This window comes from Flavonifractor sp. An306 (genome assembly GCF_002159455.1).
GTDB lineage: Bacteria > Bacillota > Clostridia > Oscillospirales > Oscillospiraceae > Flavonifractor.
Genome location: NZ_NFIQ01000195.1, coordinates 1 through 1,320, shown reverse-complemented (window position 1 = coordinate 1,320; position 1,320 = coordinate 1). Strand labels below are relative to the sequence as shown.

Sequence of the window (1,320 nt, the reverse complement as noted above, 5' to 3'; positions counted from 1 at the left end):
ATTTATGATATTGCGAATGATTCCAATAAGGATGGAGCGATAAGTAAAGAGGAATGGGAGGATTGGGTAGCCAAGCATCCAGAGGACAAGAATCAGAATATGGATTTAACTGATGATGTAGTAATTGAGACCCCGACTCCCGAGCCCACCCCTAATCCTGGTACCTCTTCTGGTAACAACAACTCTGGAGGCACCTCTTCCGGTGGCGGCACATCCTCTGGCGGCGGCAACAACTCCGGTGGAACTACTTCTGGTGGCGGTACTTCCTCTGGTGGAGGCAACAACTCCGGTGGTACTTCTTCTGGTGGCGGCACTTCCTCTGGTAACAACAATTCTGGAGGCACTTCTTCCGGTGGAGGCACTTCCAGTGGTAACAACAATTCTGGAGGTACTTCCTCTGGTGGAGGCACTTCCAGTGGTAACAACAATTCTGGAGGTACTTCCTCTGGTGGAGGCACTACTACCACTCCAAGTACTCCTGATGCTGATACAGGAAATGATGTAACCCCTGGCAACACAAACATTTCCGATAAAGATATGGAAGCCATTAAGAACATGGTTGAAGATTCTGGCGGAACCTGGGATCCTGCTACAGATGAAGAACTGCAAGAGGCAGCAGAAGAACTGGGTGGAACCTATGACCCCAATACTGGTATAATCGTAGGTGGCGAAGAGGATGGTTGGGTGATGTAAGATTTTAATTTGAAAGGAGGAAGTTGCGTATGCAATCATTAAAGCGTATAGCAGTATTCCTACTAGCGTTTATAATGGCTTTGCAAGTTATCATCTCCCCGTCATATGCAGATTGGGAAGTCTCTGGTGGTGGTAATGGTAGTAGTGGTGTTGCTGGTGATGGTACTTATGTTGATGATATGCAAGGCTTACGCATAACACCAAATAGATGGTATAGAAAAAGAAAAGAGACAACACTTTATCACTTGTGCAAGGCATAGGTAGTAATTTTTTTATGCTTATTTTTAGACATGAATTGTATGAAGAAGGAAAAATTTTATTTTGAGGAGGTCTACTTTATGAAAATAAGTGGACTGAGTGTGGTTCAAATACCACACTCACAAAGTTATGGGGTTTACACGCCCCAAGGCATCCAAATCGCTCAGGTTTGGATGGGCCAAGATGGGCAACTGGCCTATGATTTAGTTGCCCTGGGTTACATCTGCAAGGCCCTGGCCAAGCGTTGGGACATTAAAGCTAAATAAGTCACCGGAGGAAACCGGGGTTAGGCCGTGATGGTCTGACCCCGGTTTTTTGTTGTTGGCTTGTCTGTGCGGCATGGTGTGGTCAGCATAGTTTTTTAGAATT

At 45.8% G+C, this 1,320-nt stretch carries 3 protein-coding genes; all 3 read left to right on the top strand.

Translation table 11 applies throughout. The features are described 5' to 3' along the window. Nucleotides 1-693 (top strand): hypothetical protein (locus B5F88_RS21200; protein WP_204246280.1); only part of this gene is annotated, 693 nt, incomplete at its 5' end. Nucleotides 694-722: 29 nt separating this feature from the next. Continuing rightward, nucleotides 723-953 carry a hypothetical protein gene (locus B5F88_RS20500; protein WP_140402225.1) on the top strand — a complete coding sequence of 77 codons (231 nt, stop codon included), beginning with the start codon at nucleotides 723-725 and terminating at the stop codon, nucleotides 951-953. 78 nt (nucleotides 954-1,031) lie between these two features. After that, on the top strand, nucleotides 1,032-1,217 hold the full coding sequence (locus tag B5F88_RS19535) for a hypothetical protein (RefSeq protein WP_087937058.1): 186 nt from the start codon (nucleotides 1,032-1,034) through the stop codon (nucleotides 1,215-1,217). Nucleotides 1,218-1,320 lie beyond the last annotated feature (103 nt).

Bases quoted from the DNA above. Each gene is read 5' to 3' on its own strand.
- B5F88_RS20500 (WP_140402225.1), top strand. From the start codon at position 723: ATGCAATCATTAAAGCGTATAGCAGTATTCCTACTAGCGTTTATAATG.
- B5F88_RS19535 (WP_087937058.1), top strand. From the start codon at position 1,032: ATGAAAATAAGTGGACTGAGTGTGGTTCAAATACCACACTCACAAAGT.